Source organism: Pseudomonas mandelii (assembly GCF_006438925.1).
Classification (GTDB): domain Bacteria; phylum Pseudomonadota; class Gammaproteobacteria; order Pseudomonadales; family Pseudomonadaceae; genus Aquipseudomonas; species Aquipseudomonas mandelii_C.
The window spans coordinates 45,455-66,177 of sequence record NZ_RCZA01000011.1 but is presented as its reverse complement, the minus strand read 5'-3'; the positions used below and the strand labels follow the sequence as shown (position 1 = coordinate 66,177).

The 20,723-nt window shown below is 59.3% G+C and carries 25 protein-coding genes; 13 read left to right on the top strand and 12 right to left on the bottom strand.

Annotation, left to right across the window (positions count from 1 at the left end):
• The first annotated feature begins 2 nt into the window (after positions 1–2).
• On the top strand, positions 3–1,445 hold the full coding sequence (tldD, locus tag EAH74_RS23980) for a metalloprotease TldD (protein WP_008148876.1): 1,443 nt from the start codon (positions 3–5) through the stop codon (positions 1,443–1,445).
• A gap of 48 nt (positions 1,446–1,493) precedes the next feature.
• Here the strand turns inward: tldD and yjgA are convergent, their stop codons facing one another.
• Positions 1,494–2,018 (bottom strand): ribosome biogenesis factor YjgA, encoded by a 525-nt coding sequence (gene yjgA / locus EAH74_RS23975; protein WP_033058015.1) that lies wholly within the window; start codon positions 2,016–2,018, stop codon positions 1,494–1,496.
• A 108-nt stretch (positions 2,019–2,126) separates the two neighbouring features.
• Here yjgA and pmbA point away from each other — a divergent pair, with 108 nt between their 5' ends.
• The gene (gene pmbA / locus EAH74_RS23970) at positions 2,127–3,473 is read left to right on the top strand and encodes a metalloprotease PmbA (RefSeq protein WP_134422008.1); all 1,347 of its coding nucleotides are present in this window, start codon (positions 2,127–2,129) and stop codon (positions 3,471–3,473) included.
• Between the two features lie 112 nt (positions 3,474–3,585).
• On the top strand, positions 3,586–3,993 hold the full coding sequence (locus tag EAH74_RS23965) for a FagA protein (protein ID WP_140681556.1): 408 nt from the start codon (positions 3,586–3,588) through the stop codon (positions 3,991–3,993).
• Between the two features lie 146 nt (positions 3,994–4,139).
• Here EAH74_RS23965 and EAH74_RS23960 read toward each other — a convergent pair whose 3' ends face one another.
• The 10 genes from EAH74_RS23960 to EAH74_RS23915 all read right to left on the bottom strand — a co-directional run bounded on the left by EAH74_RS23960 (position 4,140) and on the right by EAH74_RS23915 (position 11,167).
• Positions 4,140–4,415 (bottom strand): HPr family phosphocarrier protein, encoded by a 276-nt coding sequence (locus EAH74_RS23960; RefSeq protein ID WP_033058002.1) that lies wholly within the window; start codon positions 4,413–4,415, stop codon positions 4,140–4,142.
• A 15-nt stretch (positions 4,416–4,430) separates the two neighbouring features.
• Positions 4,431–5,288 (bottom strand): RNase adapter RapZ, encoded by an 858-nt coding sequence (rapZ, locus tag EAH74_RS23955; RefSeq protein ID WP_140681554.1) that lies wholly within the window; start codon positions 5,286–5,288, stop codon positions 4,431–4,433.
• Between the two features lie 2 nt (positions 5,289–5,290).
• Entirely contained in the window at positions 5,291–5,755 is a 465-nt protein-coding gene (gene ptsN, locus EAH74_RS23950; protein WP_056742951.1) for a PTS IIA-like nitrogen regulatory protein PtsN, read from the bottom strand.
• A gap of 12 nt (positions 5,756–5,767) precedes the next feature.
• On the bottom strand, positions 5,768–6,076 hold the full coding sequence (gene hpf, locus EAH74_RS23945; protein ID WP_007941242.1) for a ribosome hibernation-promoting factor, HPF/YfiA family: 309 nt from the start codon (positions 6,074–6,076) through the stop codon (positions 5,768–5,770).
• A 74-nt stretch (positions 6,077–6,150) separates the two neighbouring features.
• Positions 6,151–7,644, bottom strand: coding sequence for an RNA polymerase factor sigma-54 (locus tag EAH74_RS23940; RefSeq protein WP_046045855.1), 1,494 nt, complete (start codon positions 7,642–7,644; stop codon positions 6,151–6,153).
• A gap of 184 nt (positions 7,645–7,828) precedes the next feature.
• Entirely contained in the window at positions 7,829–8,554 is a 726-nt protein-coding gene (gene lptB, locus EAH74_RS23935; protein WP_027924532.1) for an LPS export ABC transporter ATP-binding protein, read from the bottom strand.
• Positions 8,554–9,102, bottom strand: coding sequence for a lipopolysaccharide transport periplasmic protein LptA (gene lptA / locus EAH74_RS23930; protein ID WP_140681552.1), 549 nt, complete (start codon positions 9,100–9,102; stop codon positions 8,554–8,556). The genes lptB and lptA overlap by 1 nt, the downstream gene beginning before the upstream one ends.
• Positions 9,089–9,661, bottom strand: coding sequence for an LPS export ABC transporter periplasmic protein LptC (lptC, locus tag EAH74_RS23925; RefSeq protein ID WP_140681550.1), 573 nt, complete (start codon positions 9,659–9,661; stop codon positions 9,089–9,091). The genes lptA and lptC overlap by 14 nt, the downstream gene beginning before the upstream one ends.
• 7 nt (positions 9,662–9,668) lie before the next feature.
• Complete coding sequence (locus EAH74_RS23920; protein WP_140681548.1) at positions 9,669–10,193, bottom strand: KdsC family phosphatase; 525 nt, start codon at positions 10,191–10,193, stop codon at positions 9,669–9,671.
• Complete coding sequence (locus EAH74_RS23915; protein WP_140681546.1) at positions 10,193–11,167, bottom strand: KpsF/GutQ family sugar-phosphate isomerase; 975 nt, start codon at positions 11,165–11,167, stop codon at positions 10,193–10,195. Before EAH74_RS23915 ends, EAH74_RS23920 begins: the two co-directional genes overlap by 1 nt.
• Before the next feature lie 276 nt (positions 11,168–11,443).
• Between EAH74_RS23915 and EAH74_RS23910 the strand changes: the two genes are divergently transcribed.
• The 10 genes from EAH74_RS23910 (at position 11,444) to hisC (ending at position 19,412) form a co-directional block, all read left to right on the top strand.
• Positions 11,444–12,253, top strand: a complete 810-nt coding sequence (locus tag EAH74_RS23910) for an ATP-binding cassette domain-containing protein (RefSeq protein WP_008150748.1) — start codon at positions 11,444–11,446, stop codon at positions 12,251–12,253.
• Positions 12,253–13,050 carry a lipid asymmetry maintenance ABC transporter permease subunit MlaE gene (mlaE, locus tag EAH74_RS23905; RefSeq protein WP_140681544.1) on the top strand — a complete coding sequence of 266 codons (798 nt, stop codon included), beginning with the start codon at positions 12,253–12,255 and terminating at the stop codon, positions 13,048–13,050. Before EAH74_RS23910 ends, mlaE begins: the two co-directional genes overlap by 1 nt.
• Positions 13,050–13,517, top strand: a complete 468-nt coding sequence (gene mlaD / locus EAH74_RS23900; protein ID WP_140681542.1) for an outer membrane lipid asymmetry maintenance protein MlaD — start codon at positions 13,050–13,052, stop codon at positions 13,515–13,517. The genes mlaE and mlaD overlap by 1 nt, the downstream gene beginning before the upstream one ends.
• 11 nt (positions 13,518–13,528) lie before the next feature.
• Positions 13,529–14,185, top strand: a complete 657-nt coding sequence (locus tag EAH74_RS23895; protein WP_140681540.1) for an MlaC/ttg2D family ABC transporter substrate-binding protein — start codon at positions 13,529–13,531, stop codon at positions 14,183–14,185.
• The gene (locus tag EAH74_RS23890; RefSeq protein WP_076028637.1) at positions 14,182–14,487 is read left to right on the top strand and encodes an STAS domain-containing protein; all 306 of its coding nucleotides are present in this window, start codon (positions 14,182–14,184) and stop codon (positions 14,485–14,487) included. The genes EAH74_RS23895 and EAH74_RS23890 overlap by 4 nt, the downstream gene beginning before the upstream one ends.
• Positions 14,488–14,600: 113 nt before the next feature.
• Positions 14,601–14,840 carry a BolA family protein gene (locus tag EAH74_RS23885; protein WP_007912386.1) on the top strand — a complete coding sequence of 80 codons (240 nt, stop codon included), beginning with the start codon at positions 14,601–14,603 and terminating at the stop codon, positions 14,838–14,840.
• A 22-nt stretch (positions 14,841–14,862) separates the two neighbouring features.
• Positions 14,863–16,128, top strand: coding sequence for a UDP-N-acetylglucosamine 1-carboxyvinyltransferase (murA, locus tag EAH74_RS23880; RefSeq protein WP_111450400.1), 1,266 nt, complete (start codon positions 14,863–14,865; stop codon positions 16,126–16,128).
• A gap of 142 nt (positions 16,129–16,270) precedes the next feature.
• Positions 16,271–16,906 (top strand): ATP phosphoribosyltransferase, encoded by a 636-nt coding sequence (hisG, locus tag EAH74_RS23875; RefSeq protein ID WP_007901570.1) that lies wholly within the window; start codon positions 16,271–16,273, stop codon positions 16,904–16,906.
• 125 nt (positions 16,907–17,031) lie between these two features.
• Positions 17,032–18,357 carry a histidinol dehydrogenase gene (hisD, locus tag EAH74_RS23870; RefSeq protein WP_140681538.1) on the top strand — a complete coding sequence of 442 codons (1,326 nt, stop codon included), beginning with the start codon at positions 17,032–17,034 and terminating at the stop codon, positions 18,355–18,357.
• A 2-nt stretch (positions 18,358–18,359) separates the two neighbouring features.
• Complete coding sequence (hisC, locus tag EAH74_RS23865; protein WP_140681536.1) at positions 18,360–19,412, top strand: histidinol-phosphate transaminase; 1,053 nt, start codon at positions 18,360–18,362, stop codon at positions 19,410–19,412.
• 121 nt (positions 19,413–19,533) lie between these two features.
• Here the strand turns inward: hisC and algW are convergent, their stop codons facing one another.
• The gene (algW, locus tag EAH74_RS23860; RefSeq protein WP_123365282.1) at positions 19,534–20,694 is read right to left on the bottom strand and encodes a Do family serine endopeptidase AlgW; all 1,161 of its coding nucleotides are present in this window, start codon (positions 20,692–20,694) and stop codon (positions 19,534–19,536) included.
• Between the last annotated feature and the right edge of the window lie 29 nt (positions 20,695–20,723).

Here is a 20,723-nt window from a genome sequence, read left to right as displayed (position 1 = left end):
ATATGAGCGAGTTGTTGTCCTCAGTCAGTGAACACCTCCTGGCGCCCGGCGGCGTAACAATCGAGAGCCTGCAAGGTGTGCTCGGCGATCTGGCCGGCCCGGGCATCGATGCTGCCGACCTGTATTTCCAGGGGCAGATTTCCGAGTCCTGGGCGCTGGAAGACGGGATCGTCAAGGAAGGCAGCTTCAATCTCGACCAAGGTGTCGGCGTGCGAGCGCAATCGGGTGAGAAAACCGGTTTTGCCTACAGCAATGCCATTACTCTCGAAGCCCTCGGCGCCGCGGCCCGTGCGGCGCGTTCGATCTCCCGCGCCGGTCAGAACGGCACGGTGCAAGCCTTCACGACCCAGGATGTCGCCCAGTTGTACGGGCCGGACAACCCGTTGGAAGTGATGACCCGTGCCGAGAAGGTCGAACTGCTCAAACGTATCGACGTCGCGACTCGCGCCCTCGACCCGCGTATCCAGCAAGTCACCGTGAGCATGGCTGGCGTCTGGGAACGAATCCTCGTGGCTTCCACCGACGGTGGCCTGGCCGCCGATGTACGGCCGTTGGTGCGCTTTAACGTCAGCGTGATCGTCGAACAGAACGGTCGCCGTGAACGCGGCGGTCATGGCGGTGGCGGTCGTACCGATTACCGTTATTTCCTCAGCGACGACCGCGCCATGAGCTACGCCCGTGAAGCGCTGCGTCAGGCGTTGGTGAATCTGGAAGCCATTCCTGCGCCGGCCGGTACGTTGCCGGTGGTGCTGGGTTCGGGCTGGTCCGGCGTGTTGCTGCACGAAGCGGTCGGCCACGGTCTGGAAGGTGACTTCAACCGCAAGGGCAGTTCGGCCTACAGCGGGCGCATGGGCGAGATGGTTGCGTCCAAGCTTTGCACCATCGTCGATGACGGCACGCTGGCCGGTCGTCGCGGTTCCCTGAGCGTCGATGATGAAGGCACCCCTACCGAGTGCACGACGCTGATCGAAAACGGCGTACTCAAAGGCTACATGCAGGACAAACTCAACGCCCGTCTAATGGGCGTGGCCCGTACCGGTAACGGTCGTCGTGAATCCTACGCACACCTGCCAATGCCGCGCATGACCAACACCTACATGCTGGCGGGCGAAAGCGACCCTGCAGAAATCATCGCCTCGGTGAAACGCGGCATCTACTGCGCCAACCTCGGCGGCGGTCAGGTGGACATCACCAGCGGCAAATTCGTGTTCTCCACCAGCGAGGCGTACCTGATCGAAGACGGCAAAATCACTGCCCCGGTCAAAGGCGCGACATTAATCGGCAACGGCCCGGAAGCGATGAGCAAGGTGTCGATGGTCGGTAACGATCTGGCGCTGGACAGCGGCGTCGGGACGTGTGGTAAGGATGGGCAGTCGGTGCCGGTGGGTGTCGGCCAGCCAACGCTGAAAATCGATGCGATCACTGTGGGTGGCACAGGATCTTAAGGGATGGAGCTTCGGGTGAGCCGCGTGGCGACTCACCCGAGAAGGGACTTAACGCAGACCGCGTTGAGTCTCGTCCAGCTCACGGATGTACTTGAAGATTTTACGGCTCGATGCCGGTGGCTTGTTGGTCGCCAGTTCGTGCTGGGCCTGACGGATCAGGGAGCGCAATTGCTGACGATCAGCCTCCGGGTAGTCGACCACGAACTTCTCCAGGACTGCATCGTCGCCCGCGATCAAGCGATCGCGCCAGCGTTCCAGGCCATGGAAACGTTCGTTGTACTGCCGGGTGGAGGCATCGAGTTGATCGAGCAGAGTCAGAATGGCGTCAGTGTCCTGATCGCGCATCAGTTTGCCGATGAACATAAGGTGCCGTTTACGCGCGATATTCGCGGTGTGCTTGGGCGCATCAGCCAGGGCCCGGCGCATAGCGTCGGTCAACGGCAGTTTTGCCAGCAAGTCAGGCTTGAGCGTTGTAAGGCGCTCGCCAAGGTCAACCAGAGCATGAAGCTCGCGTTTAACCTGGGATTTGCTTTTTTCTCCCGTATCGAGGGAGTCGTCGTAAGAATCAACCATGGTGGCCGTCCGCAAAGAAACGCCGCCATGATAACCAGTCGGGGGCCGCTTGTCCGGCCCGGTCGCTCGAAGGCCCCAGCCGAAAGCAGAATTTGAGTGGAGAACAGCATGAGTGCAGTTGAAAGCGTCGGCCCACAAGCGTTGCCGGCACTGCAAGAACAAGTCGAGCAGATCATCGCTGAAGCCAAGCGCCAGGGCGCCAGTGCCTGTGAAGTGGCGGTGTCCCTGGAGCAGGGCCTGTCGACCTCGGTGCGTCAGCGTGAAGTCGAAACCGTCGAATTCAACCGCGATCAGGGCTTTGGCATCACCTTGTACGTCGGCCAGCGCAAGGGCTCGGCCAGCACGTCCGCCAGCGGTCCGGAGGCGATTCGCGAAACCGTCGCCGCCGCACTGGCCATCGCCAAGCACACGTCTGAAGACGAAGCTTCGGGCTTGGCAGACGCCGCGCTGATGGCCAAGGATCTGCAGGATTTCGACCTGTTCCACGAATGGGACATCACCCCGGAGCAAGCCATCGAGCAGGCCCTGGCCTGTGAAGCGGCGGCGTTTGCAACCGACAGCCGGATCAAGAACGCCGATGGCACCACCCTCAGCACCCATCAGGGCTGCCGTGTCTACGGCAACAGCCACGGTTTTATCGGCGGTTACGCGTCGACCCGGCACAGCCTGAGCTGCGTGATGATCGCCGAGGCCGACGGCCAGATGCAGCGCGATTACTGGTACGACGTGAACCGCCAGGGCAACTTGCTGGCCGACCCGGTGAGCATCGGCCAGCGTGCCGCGCAACGGGCGGCGAGCCGTTTGGGCGCGCGTCCGGTGCCGACCTGCGAGGTGCCGGTGCTGTTTTCCGCCGAGCTGGCGGGTGGTTTGTTCGGCAGCTTCCTTTCGGCGATTTCCGGCGGCAGTCTGTATCGCAAATCGTCGTTCCTCGAAGGCACGCTGGGGCAGAAACTGTTCCCGGAATGGCTGACCATCGATGAGCGTCCGCACCTGATGCGCGCCATGGGCAGTTCGGCGTTCGATGGTGATGGCCTGGCGACTTACGCCAAACCGTTCGTCGAAAAGGGCGAGTTGGTCTCGTACATTCTCGGCACGTACTCCGGCCGTAAGCTCGGGATGCCGAGCACCGCCAACGCGGGTGGCGTGCACAACCTGTTCGTCACCCATGGCGACGAAGACCAGGCAGCCTTGCTGCGCCGCATGGGCCGCGGCCTGCTGGTGACTGAATTGATGGGCCAGGGCCTGAACATGGTCACTGGCGATTACTCCCGTGGCGCGGCGGGGTACTGGGTCGAGAATGGCGAAATCCAGTTTGCGGTCCAGGAAGTGACCATCGCCGGCAACATGCGTGACATGTTCAAACAGATCGTTGCCGTCGGTAATGACCTGGAACTGCGCAGCAACATTCGTACAGGTTCGGTGCTGATCGAGCGGATGACGGTAGCCGGCAGTTAACACTTAACCGTTACACAAAAAGGCGCGCCACCCATCGTTGGGTGGCGCGCCTTTTTTGTGCGTTGATTTTCTCTGGGTTGTTTTGGTTCTCATTACCAAATGAGCCCGGATCATGAGTTCTGCCTTGCACGAGCAGCCTTACCTCGAAAGCTGGCGCTGGATGAGTCGCCAGATCCGTTGCGCGATGGACCCTGACGAGCCTCGCCTGATCGAACATTACCTGGCCGAAGGTCGTTATCTCGCCTGTTGCACGGCAACCTCTCCCTGGACCATCGCCGAAACTTCTTTCCGTCTGTTGCTCGACACCGCCGCCGATGTCGCGCTGCCTTGGCACTGGCGCACCTTGTGTCTGGACCAGGCCTGGCGGCCGTTGCGCGATCTGGAACGCCTCTCTCTGTGCAAGTGCCGCCTCAAGCGCTGGCAGAGCTACACCTGGCAATTGGCGACCTGCGAGTTGCAGCCCTCGATTCCTCTCATAGAACTGGTGCAAGGATTTTCTGATGACCAAGACTCGTATTGAGCGCGACAGTGATCACGACAAGCTTGCAAGTCTTGGGTTGCTGATCGGGTTTTGCTTGATGATGGTGATGGATACGGCGTTGGCCTAGAGGACGGCGCGGACTATGTAGCAGCTGGCGAAGCCAGCTGCTACAAAGGGCTGCGGTGTTACTCGCCTTCGCCGAAGTAGTCATTGATCAAATTCACCAATGCCTGCAGCGCCTCATCAGCCTGTTCACCTTCGGTGCTCAGGTGGATTTTGGTGCCCTTGCCCGCAGCGAGCATCATCATTGCCATGATGCTTTTTCCGTCGACCGTGGATTCCGGCGTGCGTCCTACTCTGATCGTGCAATCCTTGAACTCGCCGGCGACGCCAACGAATTTTGCAGAAGCGCGGGCATGCAGGCCCAGCTTGTTGATGATTTCAATTTCCAGAGCAGGCATCGCGGTGTGAATCCTTTAGCTGAGGTCGCGGTGGCGAACCTGGACGTTCTTCAGGGATTTTTGCAGGGCCTGGCCCAGACGTTCGGTCAGGTAGACGGAGCGGTGATGGCCGCCGGTGCAGCCAATGGCAATGGTGACATAAGCGCGGTTGCTGGCGGCAAAACGGGGTAGCCACTTGAACAAGTAGGTAGAGATGTCCTGGAACATCTCTTCGACGTCCGGCTGTGCCGCCAGGTACTCGGCAACCGGTTGGTCGAGCCCGGATTGATCGCGCAACTCTGGCTTCCAGTAAGGGTTCGGCAGGCAGCGCACATCGAACACCAGATCAGCGTCCACCGGCATTCCACGCTTGAAGCCGAAAGACTCCACCAGGAACGCCGTGCCGGGTTCCGGCTGGTTCAGCAGGCGCAGCTTGATGGTATCGCGCAGCTGATACAGGTTCAGATTGGTGGTGTTTACTTTGAGATCGGCGAGATCGGCAATCGGCCCGAGCAGGGCGGTCTCGTCGTTGATGGCCTCGGCCAGCGAGCGATTGGTATTGCTCAGCGGGTGACGACGGCGGGTTTCCGAGAAACGTTTGAGCAAGGTTTCTTCGTCGGCGTCCAGATAAAGCACATCACACTGGATATGCCGGCTGCGCACTTCTTCCAGCAGTTCGGGAAACCGCGACAAGTGACTCGGCAAGTTACGCGCATCAATCGATACGGCAACCAGCGGTTGCGCCAGCTCGGTGTGAATTAACGCGCGTTCGGCCAGTTCCGGCAGCAGACCGGCGGGCAGGTTGTCGATGCAGTAGTAGCCGTTGTCCTCGAGAACATCGAGTGCGGTACTTTTACCTGAGCCGGAGCGGCCACTGACGATGATCAAGCGCATGGTTAATGACCGTTTTGCTCGTCCAGGACAACCTGATACAAGGCTTCATTGCTCGGGGCGCTGCGCAGTTTTTCGCGCACTTCCTTGCGGTCGAGCATGCTGGCGATCTGGCGCAGTAACTCCAGGTGCGCATCGGTAGCGGCTTCCGGGACCAGCAAAACGAACAGCAGGTCAACCGGGGCGCCGTCGATAGCGTCGAAATCAATGGGTGCATCAAGGTGCATCAGGGCGCTGATGGGCGAGGTGCAGCCCTTCAGGCGGCAGTGGGGAATGGCGATGCCGTTGCCAAAACCGGTTGAGCCGAGTTTTTCACGGGCAATCAGAGCCTCGAAGACATCTTGCATCTCCAGATCCGGCACTTCTTTGTGGATAAGGTTGGCAATTTGCTCGAGGGCTTTCTTTTTACTGCCGCCCGGCACGTTCACGAGGGAACGGCCGGGGGTCAGGATGCTTTCAAGTCGGATCATGGGTTGGGAGTGTTAACGACCGGTCGCGCCCTGGAGGAGGCTTTGGGTCTTTTCCTTATGCTTTTTGAGTTGTTTATCCAGCTTGTCGGTCAGTGCGTCGATCGCCGCGTACATATCGGTATGCTCCGCGTTTGCGACCACTTCATTGCCGGGAATATGCAGCGTGGCTTCGATTTTCTGCTTGAGCTTTTCGACCGTCATCGTGACCTGCACGTTGGTGATCTTGTCGAAATGCCTCTCTAATCGTTCGAGTTTTTCGCCGATGTAGGTGCGAAGAGGTTCGGTCACTTCCAGTTGGTGTCCACTGATGTTGACTTGCATACAGCTTCTCCTTCGTTGCCAGTGCATAAAGCGGCAGGCAGAAATGCCTGCCACTGGAACGCTGTGGCGTGGCTCTACATCAACCGCTTGCGTTCGCTCGAAGGCGCGATCCCGAGAGATTCGCGGTACTTGGCGACGGTGCGGCGAGCCACCTGAATGCCTTGTGCCTCCAGTAAACCAGCGATCTTGCTGTCACTCAACGGCTTTTTCTGATTTTCCGCGGCAACCAGTTTTTTGATGATCGCGCGGATCGCCGTGGACGAGCATTCACCGCCCTCGGAGGTGCTGACGTGGCTGGAGAAAAAGTATTTCAGTTCATATATGCCCCGTGGGGTATGCATGAATTTCTGCGTGGTCACCCGTGAAATCGTCGACTCGTGCATGCCCACCGCTTCGGCGATGTCATGCAGGACCAGCGGTTTCATGGCTTCGTCGCCGTATTCAAGAAAGCCGCGCTGATGCTCGACGATCTGAGTGGCTACTTTCATCAGGGTTTCGTTGCGGCTTTGCAGGCTCTTGATGAACCAGCGGGCCTCTTGCAACTGATTGCGCATGAAGGTGTTGTCGGCGCTGGTGTCGGCGCGGCGCACGAAACCGGCGTATTGAGCGTTGACCCGCAGTCGTGGCACGGATTCCTGGTTCAGCTCCACCAGCCAGCGCTCGTTGTCCTTGCGTACGATCACGTCCGGAACGACGTATTCGGCTTCGCTGGACTCGATTTGCGAGCCTGGGCGCGGGTTGAGGCTCTGCACCAGTTCAATTACTTGGCGCAGTTCATCTTCCTTGAGCTTCATGCGACGCATCAGCTGGCTGTAATCGCGGCTGCCGAGCAGGTCGATGTAATCGGTGACCAGGCGTTTGGCCTCGACCAGCCAAGGCGTCTTGGCGGGCAACTGGCGCAATTGCAGCAGCAGGCATTCGCCCAGGTTGCGGGCGCCGATGCCAGCGGGTTCGAATTGCTGGATGCGGTGCAGGACGGCTTCGATTTCGTCCAGTTCGATGTCCAGTTCCGGGTCGAAGGCTTCGAGAATCTCCTCGAGGGTTTCGTCCAGGTAGCCCTGATTGTTGATGCAGTCGATCAGGGTCACGGCGATCAGGCGATCGGTGTCTGACATAGGGGCCAGGTTCAGTTGCCACAGCAGGTGGCTTTGCAGGCTTTCGCCGGCCGATGTCCGGGTGGTGAAGTCCCACTCGTCGTCATCGTTGCTCGGCAGGCTGCTGGCGCTGGTCTGGTAGACGTCTTCCCACGCGGTATCGACGGGTAGTTCGTTGGGGATGCGCTCGTTCCAGTCGCCTTCCTCGAGGTTATCAACCGTCGGGGCGGTTTCCTGGTAGGAGGGTTCCTGAATGTCGACGTTAGGTTGCTGTTCGGCTTTGTCGGCCAAGGGGTCGGCGTTATCGAAGTCGTCGCCTTCTTCCTGGCGTTCGAGCATCGGATTGGACTCCAGGGCCTCCTGGATTTCCTGTTGCAGGTCCAGGGTCGACAATTGGAGCAGGCGGATGGCCTGTTGCAGCTGCGGTGTCATCGTCAGCTGCTGGCCCATTCTCAAGACTAGCGATGGTTTCATGGCAGGGGCTTAACACCTTATTCGCCGGCGCACATGCGCCATCCACTACAGGGCGCCGGAGCGCCAAACATAAGCAAATTATATGCCCGAAACTGCAGCGTTTGCCTAGAGCGCTGTAACAATAAAAAAATGTTGATTTTTTATCGAGACAAGCGCCCGAGCAACCAGCCAGACACCTCAGTGCTTACAGGCGGAACTCATGGCCCAGATACACTTCCTTGACCAGGTCGTTGGCCAGGATGGTGGCAGAGTCACCTTCGGCGATCAGCTGGCCATCGTTGACGATGTAGGCGGTTTCGCAGATATCCAGGGTTTCACGGACGTTGTGGTCAGTGATCAACACACCAATGCCCTTGGCCTTGAGGTGATAGATGATCTGCTTGATGTCGCCCACCGAAATCGGGTCCACGCCGGCGAACGGTTCGTCGAGCAGGATGAATTTCGGGTTGGTAGCCAGTGCTCGGGCGATTTCCACACGGCGGCGTTCGCCACCGGACAGGCTCATCCCGAGGTTGTCGCGGATGTGGCTGATGTGGAATTCCTGCAGCAGGCTTTCCAGCTCTTTGCGACGACCGGCCTTGTCGAGTTCCTTGCGGGTCTCGAGGATCGCCATGATGTTGTCGGCTACCGAGAGTTTGCGGAAGATCGATGCTTCTTGCGGAAGATAGCCGATGCCGGCCTTCGCACGACCGTGCATAGGCTGGTGGCTGACATCCAGGTCGTCAATCAGTACGCGGCCCTGATCGGCCTGCACCAGGCCGACAATCATGTAAAAGCAGGTGGTCTTGCCGGCGCCGTTGGGACCCAGCAGGCCGACGATCTGACCGCTGTCGATCGACAGGCTGACGTCACGCACGACCTGGCGGCTCTTGTAGCTCTTGGCCAGATGCTGAGCTTTCAGAGTTGCCATTACTGGGCCTTTTGCTCGTCGGTTTTCTTCTTCGGCTGGATCACCATGTCGATGCGCGGACGCGACTCGGTGACCTTGTTGCCCGTGGCGCGACCGGCGCTCGCAAGCTTCTTGACCGTGTCATAGACGATTTTCTCGCCTTGGGTGACGTTGTTGTCCTTGTCGACAACTTTTGCCTTATCGATCAGCACGACGCGGTTTTGCGCTGCGTGGTACTGGATGGTCACGCCCCAGCCCTGAACGGGTTTGGTGTCGCCTGCAGTTTGCAGTTGCTCGAAATAGGCGAGGTTGCCCACTGAAGTCACCACGTCGATGTCGCCGGTCGGCGTGCGGGTGATGGTCACGGTGTTGCCTTTAACGATCATCGAGCCCTGAGTGATGATCACGTCACCTTTATAGGTGGCAACGCCATTCTTGTCGTCCAGCTGGGCATCGTCGGCCTGAATGCGGATAGGCTGCGATTGATCGGTCGGCAGTGCCCAGGCGCTCACGCTTCCCAGTGCTGCGCTCAGACCGAGCAAAATAGGGAGGGTTTTAACGAGCCTCATACTGTCCTCTTACGTTCGATAGCAGGTGTATCCTGCTTTCTTTCAAATACGCTTTCATTCCCTTGCCAGTCGACACACCACCAGCGCCGTCGATTCTAACGGGTTGCTCGGTCTGCGCATATTGCTGCTGCGGGAACACTGTCATGCGGGTGGAGGTAATCAGGGTCTTGCGGTTTTTCTCGTCGAAGCGCGTGATGCGCACCGAGTCAATCAGTTCGACCTGAGTGCCGTCGGGATTCACTTCGCCGTGCTCGCTCTGGACGTGCCACGGAAACTCGGTGCCGCGGAACATGTTCAGGTCGGGATTGGTCAACAGCGTCACTTCGGTGGCTTTCAGGTGTTCAACCTTGTCGGACGTCATTTCGTATTGCAGTTTGCCGTCCGGCAGGTATTGCACGCTGTGGGCGTTGATCGCGTAATAGTCGATCGCGGTTTCATCGATCTTTGCCACCGGCTGATCGAGGAAGCGTTCCGGGCTGATGTTCCAGTAGCCGACCGCCGCGAATATCGCTGCGATGCAACCGAACACCAGGAATTTGCGAATCTTTTTGCTCAGCATAGTTGGCTCACAGGTACGCGGCGTTTGCCGCATCAAGGCGGCCCTGCGCGCGCAGGATCAATTCGCAGAATTCGCGAGCGGCACCCTCGCCACCACGGGCCTGGGTGATGCCGTGGGCGTGTTCACGGACGAAACTGGCAGCGTTTGCCACCGCCATGCCCAGGCCGACGCGGCGAATCACCGGCAGGTCCGGCAGGTCGTCGCCGAGATAGGCGACTTGCTCATAGCTTAGGTTGAGTTGGGCAAGAAGTTCGTCGAGCACCACCAGTTTGTCTTCGCGCCCCTGGTACACGTGTGGAATACCGAGGTTCTTCGCTCGTCGCTCGACCACCGGGGTCTTGCGGCCGCTGATGATAGCGGTCTGCACACCGGATGCCATCAACATCTTGATGCCTTGGCCGTCGAGGGTGTTGAACGTCTTGAATTCGCTGCCGTCTTCGAGGAAGTACAGGCGTCCGTCGGTCAGTACGCCATCGACGTCAAAAACCGCCAGTTTGATGCTCTTGCCGCGTTGCAGCAGGTCGGTGCTCATCACATTACTCCTGCGCGCAGCAGATCGGACAAGTTGAAGGCGCCGATCGGACGGTCCTCCTTGTCCACCACTACCAGCGCGTTGATTCGATGGTCTTCCATGATTTTCAGGGCCTCGGCCGCGAGCATGTCGGCCCGGGCGGTCTTGCCGTGGACGGTCATGACCTCGTCGATGGTCGTATGGTGGATGTCGATGGTCCGGTCAAGGGTGCGGCGCAAGTCGCCGTCGGTGAAGATTCCGGCCAGTTTTCCATCGGCCTCCACAATCGCGGTCATGCCCAGGCCCTTGCGGGTCATTTCCATCAAGGCGTCCTTGAGTAGCGTGCCACGTTGCACTTGGGGCAGTTCTGCACCGGCGTGCATGACGGTTTCCACTTTCAGCAGCAGGCGTCGGCCAAGCGCGCCGCCGGGGTGGGAAAAGGCGAAATCTTCAGCGGTAAAACCGCGGGCTTCCAGCAGCGCAACGGCCAGGGCGTCGCCCATGACCAGCGCGGCAGTGGTCGACGAGGTCGGTGCCAGGTTGAGTGGGCAGGCTTCGTGCTCGACGTGCACGTTGAGGTTGACCTCGGCAGCTTTCGCCAGCGGTGAGTCAGGGTTGCCGGTCATGCTGATCAATTGAATGCCCAGGCGCTTGATCAGCGGCAGCAGGGTGACGATTTCATTGGTAGAGCCGGAGTTCGACAGCGCCAGGATGATGTCGTCGCGGGTGATCATGCCCATATCGCCGTGGCTGGCTTCGGCCGGGTGCACGAAAAAGGCTGTGGTGCCGGTGCTGGCCAGGGTGGCGGCGATCTTGTTGCCGATGTGCCCCGATTTGCCCATGCCGACCACAACCACGCGCCCTTTGCTGGCCAGAATCATCTCGCAAGCGCGTACGAAATCTGCGTCGATATGGGGCAACAAGCCTTGTACGGCTTCCAGTTCGAGGCGGATGGTGCGTTGTGCTGATTGAATCAGGTCGCTGGATTGGCTCATGTCAGAAATCGTATAGCCTGATGAAAAGGCGGCGATTATAACGGTAATGATCGAAACCCTCACGCAAGTTTGTCGCGCTTTGCCATTCCTTGTTACCGAATTCCACTGAATGGATGCTTTTAGCCTGTCATGTTCCTCAACATGGCCCGGCTTGGGCCTTGGGCGCTTGGCCTTTGCAGTGATATAGTTCGCCGCCAGTTCGGCCTGCCCGGGATGTATGTGCTTTCGCCAGAAAGTCAGGCGTCCGAGTGAGAGGCTGCATCGCAAGGAGTTTAGATGAGTGCCGATAAAGCCTACGCGGTCGAGCTGAAGGGACTGACCTTCAAGCGCGGAACGCGCAGCATTTTCAATAACGTCGATATACGTATCCCGCGCGGCAAGGTCACCGGCATCATGGGGCCTTCCGGGTGTGGCAAGACTACGCTGTTGCGGCTGATGGGCGCACAGTTGCGGCCCACCAAAGGCGAAGTCTGGGTCAATGGACAGAACCTGCCAAAACTGTCGCGCAGTGATCTGTTCGATGCGCGAAAGCACATGGGCGTGCTGTTTCAGAGTGGTGCACTGTTCACCGATCTTGATGTGTTCGAGAACGTCGCCTTTCCGCTACGCGTTCATACCGAACTGCCGGAAGAAATGATCCGGGACATTGTCCTGCTCAAATTGCAGGCCGTGGGATTGCGTGGCGCCATCGACCTGATGCCTGACGAGTTGTCCGGCGGCATGAAGCGTCGTGTCGCTCTGGCCCGGGCGATTGCCCTCGATCCGCAGATCCTCATGTATGACGAGCCCTTTGTCGGCCAGGATCCCATCGCCATGGGTGTGCTGGTGCGTCTGATCCGCCTGCTCAACGATGCGCTGGGCATCACCAGTATCGTGGTCTCCCACGACCTGGCCGAGACTGCGAGCATCGCCGATTACATCTATGTCGTCGGCGAAGGCCAGGTGTTGGGGCAGGGCACTCCCGAGGAGCTGATGAACTCGCAGGAGCCACGCATCCGTCAATTCATGACAGGCGAGCCTGACGGTCCGGTCGCCTATCACTTTCCAGCGACGGATTACCGCGCAGATCTTCTGGGGCAGCGTTGATGCGCAAGATTTCACTAATAGAACGGGTTCGCCGGTTCGGCCACGCTGGCATCGACGTGCTGGGGGTATTCGGTCGTTCGGCGATATTCCTGTTTCATGCTTTGCTTGGCCGTGGCGGCATTGGCGGCGGTTTTGGCTTGCTGATCAAGCAACTGCATTCGGTGGGCGTAATGTCCCTGGTGATCATCGTGGTCTCCGGGGTATTCATCGGCATGGTGCTGGCGCTGCAGGGCTTTAACATTCTGTCCAGCTACGGTTCGGAGCAGGCCGTCGGGCAGATGGTTGCGCTGACGCTGTTGCGTGAACTGGGTCCGGTGGTCACGGCCTTGCTGTTCGCCGGCCGCGCGGGTTCTGCCCTGACCGCCGAAATCGGCAACATGAAGTCCACCGAGCAGTTGTCCAGTCTGGAAATGATTGGTGTCGACCCGCTCAAGTACATCATTGCCCCGCGCCTGTGGGCCGGCTTCATTTCCCTGCCGGTGCTGGCGATGATCTTCAGCGTGGTAGGTATCTGGGGTGGTTCATGGGTGGCTGTCGACTGGCTGGGTGTCTATGAAGGTTCCTACTGGTCCAATATGCAGAACAGCGTGACGTTCACTGATGATGTGCTCAACGGCATCATCAAAAGCATCGTTTTCGCCTTTGTCGTGACCTGGATCGCCGTATTCCAAGGCTATGACTGCGAGCCCACTTCCGAGGGGATCAGTCGTGCCACTACCAAGACCGTGGTGTATGCCTCTTTGGCTGTACTCGGCCTGGACTTTATTCTGACCGCCTTGATGTTTGGAGATTTCTGATGCAAAACCGCACCCTGGAAATCGGTGTCGGCCTTTTCTTGCTGGCTGGCATCCTGGCTTTGCTGTTGCTGGCGTTGCGGGTAAGTGGCCTGTCCCCGAGCGCAACCACCGACACTTATAAACTTTATGCGTATTTCGACAATATCGCCGGTTTGACGGTCAGAGCTAAAGTGACCATGGCCGGTGTGACCATCGGCAAGGTCACGGCGATCGATCTGGATCGCGACAGTTTCACCGGTCGAGTGACCATGCAGCTGGAAAAACGCGTAGATAATCTGCCGACTGACTCCACTGCATCTATCCTGACCGCTGGCCTGTTGGGCGAGAAGTACATCGGTCTCAGCGTGGGCGGGGAAGAAGCCTTGCTCAAGGAGGGTTCAACCATCCACGACACGCAGTCGTCGCTGGTACTTGAGGACCTGATCGGTAAATTTCTGCTCAATACCGTTAGTAAAGACGCCAAATGAGGAGCTTTTGAATGATATCTACCTTGCGACGTGGCCTGTTGGTACTACTCGCGGCCCTGCCGTTGATGGCTAACGCCGTGGCAGCGCCCTCGGCGCACGATATCGTGCAGGACACCACCAGTCGGTTACTTGCCGATCTGTCGGCCAACAAAGAGAAGTACAAGCAAGACCCGCAAGACTTCTATACGGCGCTGAACACCATCGTCGGGCCTGTGGTGGATGCCGAGGGCATTTCCAAGAGCATCATGACGGTCAAGTATTCACGCAAAGCCACGCCTGCGCAGATGAAGACCTTTGAAGAAAACTTCAAAAAGGGTCTGTTTCAATTCTATGGCAACGCTTTGCTTGAGTACAACAATCAGGGGATCGTCGTCGATCCAGCCAAGGACGAGTCGGGAGACCGTACAAGCGTTGCCATGACGGTCAAAGGCACCAACGGCGCGATCTATCCTGTGTCCTACACACTCGAAAAGATCAATGGCGAGTGGAAACTGCGCAACGTGATCATCAATGGCATTAACATCGGCAAGCTGTTCCGTGATCAGTTCGCTGATGCGATGCAGCGCAATGGCAACGACCTGGACAAGACCATCAATGGTTGGGCCGGGGAAGTTGCCAAAGCCAAGGAAGCCAGCCAGAAGCAAACTCCTGAGAAGCAAGCTCAATGAGTGTGTCGGCCATTCGCATGAGCGAATCCGGCGAGCTGGCACTTAGCGGCATGCTGGATTACCGCACTGGCCCCGGTTTGCGCAAGCAGGGGCAGGCGCTGATCAAATCCAGCAAGGCCGCGGCACTGGTGGTCGATTGCTCGGCAGTGTTGAAGTCCAGCAGTGTCGGCTTGTCGCTGCTGCTGTGCTTCATGCGTGATGCGGAGGCGGCCGGCAAGGCGTTGAGCATCCGCGGAATGCCAGAAGACATGCGCGAAATCGCTCAGGTCAGCGAATTGACCGAGCTGTTGGCGCATCCCTAACCGCATCTATAAAGAAGCCCCCCGTCAGAGTCCTGCTTCGCGGGGTTCGCAGGCGCGGGGCTTTTTTGTATGATGTCCGACCCGCGCGCACAGGGCGCCGATTGAGGTTGAGCATGCAGGCCGTAGAAGTGAAGAGCTTCCTTGAAGGAAAGCTGCCAGGAACCCTAGTAGAAGTCGAGGGTGAAGGCTGCAACTTTCAGCTGAACGTGATTAGCGATGAACTGGCGGCGTTGAGCCCGGTGAAGCGTCAGCAGCAGATCTATGCCCATTTGAACCCATGGATCACCGATGGCAGCATCCATGCGGTCACTATGAAATTTTTCAGCAGCGCGGCCTGGGCCGAGCGCACCTGAGCCCAAGGGCGTCGAGATTCTTATGGATAAATTGATAATTACCGGTGGCGTTCGTCTTGATGGCGAAATCCGCATCTCCGGGGCAAAGAACTCTGCCCTGCCGATCCTGGCTGCAACGCTGCTGTGCGATGGCCCGGTGACCGTGGCCAACCTGCCACACCTGCACGACATCACCACCATGATCGAGCTGTTCGGTCGTATGGGCATCGAGCCGGTGATCGACGAGAAACTCAGCGTCGAAATCGATCCGCGCACCATCAAGACCCTGATCGCTCCGTACGAACTGGTGAAAACCATGCGTGCGTCGATCCTGGTGCTGGGCCCGATGGTTGCGCGTTTTGGTGAAGCCGAAGTTGCACTGCCCGGCGGTTGCGCCATTGGTTCGCGTCCGGTTGACCTGCACATTCGTGGCCTCGAAGCCATGGGCGCGGTCATCGACGTCGAAGGCGGCTACATCAAGGCCAAGGCGCCTGAAGGTGGCCTTCGCGGTGCGCACTTCTTCTTCGACACCGTCAGTGTGACCGGTACCGAAAACATCATGATGGCGGCCGCTCTGGCCAAGGGCCGCAGCGTTCTGGCAAACGCCGCTCGCGAGCCTGAAGTCATCGACCTGGCGAATTTCCTGATCGCCATGGGCGCCAAGATCACTGGCGCAGGCACTGACACCATCACCATCGATGGCGTCGAGCGTCTGCACCCTACCACTTACAAAGTGATGCCTGACCGTATCGAGACCGGCACTTACCTGGTCGCAGCTGCTGTGACCGGCGGTCGTGTGAAGGTCAAGGACACCGATCCGACCATCCTCGAAGCCGTTCTTGAGAAACTCAAGGAATCGGGTGCCGAAATCACCTGCGGCGAAGACTGGATCGAGCTGAACATGCATGGCAAGCGGCCAAAAGCCGTTAACGTGCGCACCGCTCCGTACCCGGCATTCCCGACCGACATGCAAGCGCAGTTCATCTCCCTCAACGCCATTGCCGAAGGCACCGGCGCGGTGATCGAGACGATCTTCGAAAACCGCTTCATGCACGTGTACGAACTGCACCGCATGGGCGCCAAGATCCAGGTTGAAGGCAACACCGCCATCGTCACTGGCACCGAAACGCTGAAGGGCGCGCCAGTTATGGCCACCGACCTGCGTGCATCGGCCAGCCTGGTGATCTCGGCGCTGATCGCCGAAGGCGACACCCTGATCGATCGCATCTACCACATCGACCGTGGTTACGAGTGCATCGAAGAGAAACTGCAGATGCTCGGCGCGAAGATCCGCCGCGTACCGGGCTAGTTTCTGCTGCATGGGCGCAGGGACGCGCCCGTTGAATTCGTTTCAAATCGGGGCTGTCTTTTCATTATTGAGAAAGCCTCGAAGTGTGTCCGGCGCCATTTGCGACCGGGCATGAGTACCTTGATAAGGACTGACGTTTCCCATGTTGACCATCGCACTGTCCAAGGGCCGCATCCTTGACGACACCCTGCCGCTTCTGGCTGAAGCGGGCATCGTGCCGACCGAGAATCCGGACAAGAGCCGCAAGCTGATCATCCCCACGACTCAGGCCGATGTACGTCTGCTGATCGTGCGCGCCACCGATGTGCCGACTTACGTCGAACATGGTGCCGCTGACCTGGGCGTCGCCGGTAAAGATGTGCTGATGGAATATGGCGGCCAGGGTTTGTACGAGCCGTTGGACCTGCGAATTGCCCTCTGCAAGCTGATGACCGCCGGCCGTGTCGGCGATGTCGAGCCCAAGGGCCGCCTGCGTGTGGCGACCAAATTCGTCAACGTTGCCAAGCGCTACTACGCCGAACAGGGTCGTCAGGTTGACATCATCAAGCTCTATGGCTCGATGGAACTGGCGCCGCTGATCGGTCTGGCAGACAAGATCATCGACGTAGTCGACACCGGCAACACCCTGCGCGCCAATGGTCTGGAACCCCAGGATTTCATTGCCGACATCAGCTCCCGGCTGATCGTGAACAAAGCTTCGATGAAAATGCAGCACGCCCGTATCCAGGCGTTGATCGACACCCTGCGCAAGGCAGTGGAGTCTCGACACCGCGGCTGATTTACCTGCGCGACCTTGAGTCGCGCCCGTCTATCCGCCTCATAGCCAGAATTCTCAGGTGCCCAAGCGGATCGATGGTAGCTTCGGGCGCCTGAGTTTTTTGCCAATCCTATGAGGCTCTCGCTATGACCGCACCGACTGCAATTCGCCGACTCAACGCTGCTGACCCGGATTTCGCACATCATCTGGATCATCTGCTGAGCTGGGAAAGTGTGTCTGACGACTCGGTCAATCAGCGGGTGCTGGATATCATCAAGGCCGTGCGCGAGCGTGGCGATGCGGCGCTGGTGGAATTCACCCAGAAGTTCGACGGCCTGCAGGTCGCGTCCATGGCGGACCTGATCCTGCCACGCGAGCGCCTGGAACTGGCCCTGACCCGAATCACCGTGCCTCAGCGTGAAGCGCTGGAAAAAGCCGCGTCCCGAGTACGCAGCTACCACGAGAAACAGAAGCAGGATTCCTGGAGCTACACCGAAGCCGACGGCACCGTGCTGGGCCAGAAAGTTACTCCGTTGGATCGCGCCGGCCTGTATGTACCGGGCGGCAAGGCGTCTTATCCGTCCTCGGTGCTGATGAACGCGATTCCGGCCAAGGTGGCCGGCGTGACCGAAGTGGTCATGGTGGTGCCGACGCCTCGTGGCGAAATCAACGAACTGGTGCTGGCCGCAGCCTGCATCGCCGGCGTCGACCGCGTGTTCACCATCGGTGGCGCTCAAGCGGTCGCCGCGCTGGCTTACGGTACCGAAAGCGTGCCGAAGGTCGACAAGGTGGTCGGCCCGGGCAACATCTATGTCGCCACCGCCAAGCGCCACGTATTCGGCCAGGTCGGTATCGACATGATCGCCGGCCCCTCCGAGATCCTGGTGGTCTGCGACGGCCAGACCGATCCGGACTGGATCGCCATGGACCTGTTCTCCCAAGCCGAGCACGACGAAGACGCCCAGGCGATTCTGGTCAGCCCGGACGCCGAGTTCCTCGACAAGGTCGCCGCCAGCATTGCCAAACTGCTGCCGACCATGGAACGCGCCGAGATCATCGAAACATCGATCAATGGCCGTGGTGCTCTGATCAAGGTCCGCGACATGGACCAAGCCATCGAAGTGGCCAACCGCATCGCACCGGAACACCTTGAGTTGTCCGTTGCTGATCCGCAGGCCTGGCTGCCGAAGATTCGCCACGCTGGCGCGATCTTCATGGGCCGTCACACCTGCGAAGCCTTGGGCGACTACTGCGCAGGTCCCAACCACGTGTTGCCAACCTCCGGCACCGCGCGTTTCTCCTCGCCGCTGGGTGTGTACGACTTCCAGAAGCGTTCGTCGATCATCTTCTGCTCCGAGCAGGGTGCGTCGGAACTGGGCAAAACCGCTTCCGTGCTGGCCCGTGGCGAGTCGCTGACCGCCCACGCCCGCAGCGCTGAATACCGCATCGTCGACGACAAGCAGGGGAACTGAAGATGAGTAAATTCTGGAGCCCGTTCGTCAAGAATCTGGTGCCTTACGTGCCGGGCGAACAGCCGAAACTGGCGAAGCTGGTGAAGCTCAACACCAACGAAAACCCGTACGGACCATCGCCAAAAGCCTTGGCGGCGATGCAGACCGAACTGAATGACAATTTGCGTCTGTACCCGGACCCGAACAGTGATGTGCTCAAGCAAGCGGTCGCCAAGTACTACGGCGTGCAGAGCAATCAGGTGTTTCTCGGCAACGGTTCCGATGAAGTCCTGGCGCACATCTTTCACGGTTTGCTGCAACACGATCAGCCGCTGCTGTTCCCGGACATCAGCTACAGCTTCTATCCGGTTTACTGCGGGTTGTACGGCATCGCCTTCGACGCGGTGCCGCTGGACGAGCAGTTCCAGATCAACCCGGCGGACTACGCCAAGCCGAACGGCGGGATCATCTTCCCTAACCCGAACGCACCGACCGGTTGCCTGTTGGCGCTGGACGCCGTGGAGCAAATCCTCAAGGCCAGCCCGGACTCGGTGGTCGTGGTAGATGAGGCTTACATCGACTTTGGCGGTGAGACGGCGATCAGTCTGGTGGATCGTTATCCGAACCTGCTGGTGACCCAGACCCTGTCCAAGTCCCGTTCGCTGGCCGGCCTGCGTGTGGGGCTGGCGGTGGGGCATCCGGACTTGATCGAGGCGCTGGAGCGGATCAAGAACAGCTTCAACTCCTATCCGCTGGATCGTCTGGCGATTGTGGGAGCTGCGGCGGCGTTCGAGGATCGTGAGCACTTCGACAAGACATGCCGATGGGTGATCGAGAGTCGCAACAAGGTGATCGGGCAGCTGGAAGCGAAGGGCTTTGAAGTCCTGCCGTCGGCGGCGAACTTCATCTTCGCCCGTCATCCGAAACACGATGCGGCAGGGCTGGCGGCGAAGTTGCGTGAGCAAGGCGTGATCGTTCGGCACTTCAAGCAGGAAAGGATTGCCCAGTTCCTGCGGATTTCGATTGGCACGCCGGAGCAGAATCAGGCGTTGATCGACGGCCTGGGCGACCTCTAAAGCAACACTGATCCTGTGGGAGCGAGCCTGCTCGCGAAAGCGTCGGCACATTCAACATGAATATGTCAGGGAAACCGCTTTCGCGAGCAGGCTCGCTCCCACAAGGTTTTGTGTTGGCTGCTTACTCTTCTTCTTTCTCTTTGACCGGCGCAGGCGGTGGCCGCAAACCGATCTCGGCGGTGAGCTTGAGCTCTTTGCCGTTGCGCATCACCTGGATCGTGACCTTGTCGGTCGGCTTGATCCGCGCGACCTGGTTCATCGAACGACGACCATCGCCGGCCGGTTCGCCGTCGATGCTGAGGATCACGTCACCCAGTTGCAGGCCGGCCTTCTGCGCCGGGCCGTCACGGAAAATCCCCGCGACCACAATGCCCGGGCGCCCCGACAGGCCAAACGATTCCGCCAGTTCCTGGCTCAACGGCTGCACTTCGATACCGAGCCAACCGCGAATCACCTGGCCGTGCTCGATAATTGACTTCATCACTTCCATGGCCAGTTTCACCGGGATTGCAAAACCGATGCCCTGCGAACCGCCGGACTTGGAGAAGATCGCCGTGTTGATGCCGGTCAGGTTGCCGTTTGCATCCACCAGCGCACCGCCGGAGTTGCCGGGGTTGATCGCAGCATCGGTCTGGATGAAGTCTTCGTAGTTGTTCAGGCCCAGCTGATTGCGCCCGGTGGCACTGATGATGCCCATGGTCACGGTCTGGCCGACGCCGAACGGGTTGCCGATGGCGAGGGCCACGTCGCCGATGCGGATGTTGTCGGAGCGCCCGACAGTGATCGAAGGTAAGTTCTTCAGATCGATTTTCAATACTGCAAGGTCGGTTTCCGGATCGCTGCCGATCACTCGGGCCAGGGTTTCACGACCGTCCTTGAGCGCCACCACGATCTGGTCGGCACCGCTGGTCACATGGTTGTTAGTCAGCAGGTAACCTTCCGGGCTCATGATCACGCCGGAGCCGAGGCTCGACTCCATGCGCTTCTGTTTGGGCGAGTTGTCGCCGAAGAAGCGGCGGAACTGCGGATCCTCGAACAGCGGGTGGTTCGGTTTGTTGATGACTTTGGTGGTGTACAGGTTGACCACCGACGGTGCGGCCGTGGTCACCGCGTCGGCATAGGACACCGGACCCTGTTGCATGGTGGTGGATTGCGGGGCTTGTTGCATGTTGACGTCAAGGCTTGGGAGCCCGACCCACTGCGGGTAACGCTGGATGATTAACAGGGCAATAAGCACGCCGGCCAACAGCGGCCAGCCGGAAAAACGCAGCGCCTTGAGCATTAAGCACGTCCTGAGAGGTTGCAGGCGGT